Below are 5,293 nucleotides of genomic sequence, written 5' to 3'. Positions count from 1 at the left end.
CACGACCACGACCACGACCACGATGATCATCATCATGACCATCACGATGTAAACCTGCGCGCGGCTTATATGCACGTCCTGGCTGACGCACTGACCTCGGTGTTAGCCATTGCCGCCCTGCTGGCAGGTAAATACGCCGGACTGAATTGGCTGGACCCGTTAATGGGTATTGTTGGCGCGGTGATTATTACCCGCTGGGGTTGGGGACTGGTGCTGCAGACCGCACCGGTATTACTCGACGCCAGCATAGATGCCGGAGTGAAACAGCGCGTCGAACAGCTCATAGAGAGCGACGGAAGCTCAAGCATCAGCGACCTTCATATCTGGAAAGTCAGCAGTCAGCACTATGCGGCGATGGTTACTGTGATTTCCCATCAGGGCAAATCCAGTCTCGACTACCGACAACAGCTGAGTGCGTTCCCGCAGCTGGCCCATGTCACGGTGGAAACCATTGAATGCGATGACAGTCGCTGTGCATTCAACGGCAGTGGTGATGACAGCATTAACTGAACCAGCAACCAGACCAACACCCCAAAACAGCAACGGATACTGACAGAGGTAATCGCATGGCCTTACCGCCGGAACATCAACAGGACGATGCTCAGAGAAACGACTGGCGCCAGGGAAATTCCGGTGACTCTGATCCGGCGAAAACAACAGCGCTGGTCGCCTATCTGTGCCTGATTGCCGGTTATTTCACCGGTATTTTTTGGCTGATCGGCGGTATCTGGATCATTGTTAAGCGATCCGATTTCAACGGTCACCCGTTACTCGGCCACTTCGACAACATCATCAGCGTGTTCTGGTGGGGAATGGGACTGAGCGTCATCGGCGTGGCGCTGGCACCGGTCATCGTCGGCTATTTTATTCTGCTCGGGGTTTTCGTCTGGTCGGTATTCCGCATTATTAAAGGTCTGGCGTTACTGACCTCAGATAAGCCCTACCCTTAACGCCTGCGCCTGGCTCAGCTCTTTTTGCCAGCGCCTTCCGCCAGACGTTTCACCACCCGTGAGGCGGCAACAAAGCCGAAGGTGCCGGTGACCATAGTCGCCGAGCCAAATCCTGACGCGCAATCCAGCCGCGTACTTTCGCCTTCCGTTGGTTTGGCCTGACACACAGTGCCATCCGCTTGCGGATAGACCAGCTGCTCGGATGAAAAGACACAGGGAATGGAATAATTGCGTGACGGATTACGGGAGAAATTGTATTCCCGGCGTAACAACGAACGCACCTTGCGCGCCAGCGGATCGTTGAAGGTTTTGTTCAGATCACCGATCTGAATCTGCGTCGGATCAATCTGACCGCCGGCGGCACCCGTCGTCACGATACGGATTTTCTGGCGTTTACAGTGAGCGATCAGTGCCGCTTTGCTCTTCACGCTGTCGATGCAGTCGATGACATAGTCAAAACCGCTGTGAATCAGCTCACTCATGTTCTTCTCTGTCACGAAAGCCATGACCGCATCGACCTGACAGTCCGGATTAATTCCGCGTAAACGCTCCGCGACCGCATCGGTTTTTAATTGGCCTACGGTGCTGTTCAGGGCGTGAATCTGCCGGTTGGTATTGGTGACGCAGATATCGTCCATATCGATCAGGGTGATCGCGCCAATACCGGAACGCGCCAGTGCTTCTGCCGCCCAGGAACCGACACCACCAATGCCGACCACGCAGACATGAGCGTCGTGCAGACGCTGCAGGCCCTCACGGCCATAAAGTCTGCCAATACCACCAAAACGATCAAGATAAGCGGGAGTCACGTCGATAGATTTCCTGAAAAACAAAAACACCGCCAGAAGGCGGTGCGTATTGTATCAGAGGCGGAAGGCGCTGCAGAACCGGATTCAGCCCTCCCCCGAAGTCAGGGTGTGCAGTAAGACGCTTCAGTCAGGCACTCAGTTCAGACAATTACAGCTGCGAAACCTGCGGTTCGTCATCCTCTTTAATCCGCAACCAGCGCGCAGTCTGGCTGATGCGGCCCAGTGTTGGCTCACTGCGGTCGAACTGACGCAGCAGATCATTGCTTTCATCCGCAGGAAGTTCACCCAGCAGACCAGCACGCAGTTCCGGTACCGGCGCAATGCGGGCAGTCAGGGTGCTGACCATCAGGTCAAGGAATTCGGCAGAAAGTACAGCGTGCTGGCGATAGTTAACACTTACAATGGTGGCGGAGTCTTTGCGCTCCAGTACGATCTGATCGTTATTAACCAGCGGACCTTTGATCACCTGGAAAAAAGTCTGCAGATCAGCGGAATGAGCATCCCAGACATCACGCCCCTGAGCGACAGCAAATACGTCCTGCCACAACTGGCGATAGCGGCGGATGCTGATTTTGTCATCGACCACTTTAAATTCGAGCTTTTCTGCAACCGCAGCCTCGTTTTGCTGCTTTTGACCCGCAGCAAAACGATTATCCTGTGCGAACAAACCGACAACAAACACCGGCTCGTTAAGAATCTGAAAAGAACCCACTCCCTGGAGTTGTGTTGCCTGTGCTAATCCCACCACAGCCATAAACAGTATGCCGACTAAATAACGCATAACGAACTCCCGTATCCGAGATCCCTCTTTCAACGGCAAATGCGCCGGTGACACAACTGAGGTGATACTCAATAAACTACTACACTGACATAGTGGCCCGAGTGATCCGCATCAACAAGTGAAACGGACAGCCATCTGACGATTCTGATAACCAGTTGACAAAATTTGTCACCCTGACTGTTCAAAAATCGCCCAGACAGGCCGGATGGCGTCAACTGACGCTGACTTTTCGGCAGATGATTCAGCCGTTGTTGAGGAGAAAGCGCTGGACGAGATAAGCAGAAAGAAAGGCAAAAACGAGACAGGGATTTAAGGCGACGAATACCAGGCAGTGCTCAGATATCCGGCCAGGATCAGGATTCAGCAAACCGTACCACAGAGAATCAGGACAGATTCACCAGATCGATCATGCTGGTCATGGGCAGGGTTTCTTTCACCAGCTTCAACTGACGCTCAGGCTCGCGGATATCCGCCAGCGTCACGCGCGACAGCACCTGGGTAATCAATTGGTTGATCCCGCCCCAGTTACTCGCCAGAGAACAGCTGTCGGTGATATCGCAGGAGGCATCATCGGTTGCACACTCGGTGACGGCTACAGGGCCCTCAAAGGCCTGCACGATATCCAGAATACGGATCTGCCCCGGCGCGCGGGCAATACGATAGCCACCCTTGGCACCACGCTGAGCGATGACCAGCCCGGAATCCACCAGTGCTTTCATTACTTTGCGCACCGTCGGCAGCGTCAGACCGGTCTGACAGGCGATATCCTCCGTCGACAGCTTGACGCCACCGGCTTTGGCCAGTTCATTAAGAACCACCACACCATAATCTGTCAGCTTGCCAATTTTCAGCATGTTGCCGGCTCCTGGAAAGACCACCCAGAGTGACGCTGCGCGAACGGTACGTTCGGGCGAAAGGACGTCGGTCCGGGTTAAGTTAAAACCTGTGTGCGCATATACTATCTGTGTTTCTGATCAGCCGGCCGCCAGCTCCGGAGCATGTCATGCCCGCTAAAAAGCCAGATAAAATGTCCCGGATAATGGGGGCACGTATTGGCGATCCGGTCAGAATTCAGGCCACTAATGAGAACGGCTCTCAATTGGTCAGATTTCAATCACTTTGATAGAATGCATTCATTAAAGCATACCAAGTTAGTATTGATTAATATACCTGAGTATTTTACTCTGGCATCAACTTCAGATGCGCAGCAGTTCAGGCTTCGCCAGTCCCCTCATCAGACCGGCAGCCAACCTGCGACAGCGCACTCCGGTTGATCCCCGGTTGACCGCAACGTCCCGGATCGTCTCTGAGAAAGTCCCGGGCATGCAGCACAACGACCCAGCGCACCGCAACCAGCGCCGGGCGTCATATATGAGAGAATCACAATGAGCGATAACGCCGAGATCGAAGCCAGAATTGGCAAAGAATACAAAGCCGGTTTTTTTACCGACATCGAATCTGACACTCTTGCAGCTGGCCTTGATGAAGACGTCGTGCGCTTTATTTCGGCCAAGAAAGGCGAGCCTGAGTGGCTGACCGAATGGCGTCTGAAAGCCTTCCGTGCGTGGCAGGAAATGACGGAGCCGGACTGGGCCCATGTAACTTATCCAAAACCGGATTTTCAGGCGCTGTCTTATTACTCTGCGCCGAAAAGCATGGCGGACAAACCAAAGAGTCTGGACGAAGTCGATCCTGAACTGCTGGCCACCTATGAAAAACTGGGTATTCCACTGCATGAGCAGATGGCTCTGGCCGGTGTCGCCGTTGATGCCGTATTCGACTCAGTATCGGTTGCCACCACCTTCCGCGAAAAACTGGCTGAAGCCGGCGTCATCTTTATGCCGATTTCCGAAGCCGTTCACGAACATCCGGAACTGGTGAAAAAATATCTCGGCAGTGTGGTTCCGCAGCGCGACAATTTCTACGCCGCACTGAATTGTGCTGTGTTCTCTGACGGTTCATTCGTGTACATCCCGAAAGGCGTGCGCTGCCCGATGGAGCTGTCCACCTATTTCCGTATCAATGAAGCCAAGACCGGTCAGTTTGAACGTACTCTCATCGTTGCTGACGAAGGCTCTTACGTTTCCTATCTGGAAGGCTGTACGGCACCAATGCGTGATGAAAATCAGCTGCACGCAGCAGTGGTCGAACTGGTTGCACTGGATAACGCCGAAATTAAATACAGCACCGTGCAGAACTGGTATCCCGGCGATGAACAGGGTAAAGGCGGTATTTATAACTTCGTAACCAAACGTGCGGTTGCGCATACCAATGCCAAGGTCAGCTGGACTCAGGTAGAAACCGGCTCTGCCGTTACCTGGAAATACCCAAGCTGCATCCTCAAAGGCGATAACGCAGTTGGCGAATTTTACTCTGTTGCCCTGACCAATAATTATCAGCAGGCCGATACCGGCACCAAGATGATTCATCTGGGTAAAAACACCCGCTCCACCATTATTTCCAAGGGTATTTCTGCCGGTAAAAGTCAGAACGCCTACCGTGGTCTGGTGCGTATGAACCCGAACGCCGAAGGCGCCCGTAACTACACCCAGTGTGATTCGCTGTTAATCGGTGATCAGTGTGGTGCGCATACCTTCCCGTATATTGAAAGCAAACACCCGTCCGCCGTGGTTGAACACGAAGCCACCACATCCACCGTCAGCGACGACCAGCTGTTCCTCTGCCGCCAGCGCGGTATCGATACAGAAAAAGCGGTATCCATGATCGTTAATGGCTTCTGTAAGGAAGTCTTT

Annotated in this window: 6 protein-coding genes; 3 read left to right on the top strand and 3 right to left on the bottom strand. The window is 53.4% G+C overall.

What is annotated here, in order from left to right:
• Together B2Z72_RS03100 and B2Z72_RS03095 are read left to right on the top strand one after the other, a co-directional pair.
• A partial coding sequence (locus B2Z72_RS03100; RefSeq protein WP_297004133.1) for a cation diffusion facilitator family transporter occupies nt 1–510 on the top strand: 510 nt, incomplete at its 5' end.
• 56 nt (nt 511–566) lie between these two features.
• The gene (locus B2Z72_RS03095; protein ID WP_296982078.1) at nt 567–950 is read left to right on the top strand and encodes a DUF4870 family protein; all 384 of its coding nucleotides are present in this window, start codon (nt 567–569) and stop codon (nt 948–950) included.
• Nucleotides 951–964: 14 nt separating this feature from the next.
• On the opposite strand, the gene tcdA is transcribed toward B2Z72_RS03095, so the two are convergent.
• From tcdA to B2Z72_RS03080, 3 genes are all read right to left on the bottom strand, one after another.
• Complete coding sequence (gene tcdA, locus B2Z72_RS03090; protein ID WP_296982076.1) at nt 965–1,759, bottom strand: tRNA cyclic N6-threonylcarbamoyladenosine(37) synthase TcdA; 795 nt, start codon at nt 1,757–1,759, stop codon at nt 965–967.
• Nucleotides 1,760–1,907: 148 nt separating this feature from the next.
• Entirely contained in the window at nt 1,908–2,540 is a 633-nt protein-coding gene (locus B2Z72_RS03085; protein ID WP_296982074.1) for a hypothetical protein, read from the bottom strand.
• A 383-nt stretch (nt 2,541–2,923) separates the two neighbouring features.
• Nucleotides 2,924–3,394 carry an SUF system Fe-S cluster assembly regulator gene (locus B2Z72_RS03080; protein WP_296982073.1) on the bottom strand — a complete coding sequence of 157 codons (471 nt, stop codon included), beginning with the start codon at nt 3,392–3,394 and terminating at the stop codon, nt 2,924–2,926.
• Nucleotides 3,395–3,925: 531 nt separating this feature from the next.
• Here B2Z72_RS03080 and sufB point away from each other — a divergent pair.
• Nucleotides 3,926–5,293 (top strand): Fe-S cluster assembly protein SufB (gene sufB / locus B2Z72_RS03075; RefSeq protein ID WP_297004130.1); only part of this gene is annotated, 1,368 nt, incomplete at its 3' end.

Source organism: Thalassolituus sp. UBA6592 (genome assembly GCF_002433655.1).
In the GTDB taxonomy this organism is placed as follows: Bacteria; Pseudomonadota; Gammaproteobacteria; order Pseudomonadales; family Oceanobacteraceae; genus Venatoribacter.
Note: the sequence above shows the minus strand (reverse complement) of the source record. Positions and strands in the feature narration are given on the sequence as shown.